Genomic DNA, 234 nt, shown 5'->3' with positions numbered 1-234 from the left:
CCACCCTCCTTACACCCTTTTTTCATCAAAACTCTACCCTTCTCTCTTCCGCTCTTTTCCGTTTCCTTCCGAATCCTCCTAACAGTCCCAACACATCGCTTTTTCATCTCAAACTTTGCCAAAGTTAATCACCCGTCATGCTACGACCTTTGGCAAAGTTGAATAAACTGACAATCCCTCCGCTGTTTTACAAGGCGTAGCCTTGATTTTGTTTAAAATTTGTTTAATTTCTGA

Origin of the sequence: Capnocytophaga sp. oral taxon 324 str. F0483 (assembly GCF_000318315.2) — a bacterium.
Classification (GTDB): domain Bacteria; phylum Bacteroidota; class Bacteroidia; order Flavobacteriales; family Flavobacteriaceae; genus Capnocytophaga; species Capnocytophaga ochracea.
Note: the sequence above shows the minus strand (reverse complement) of the source record.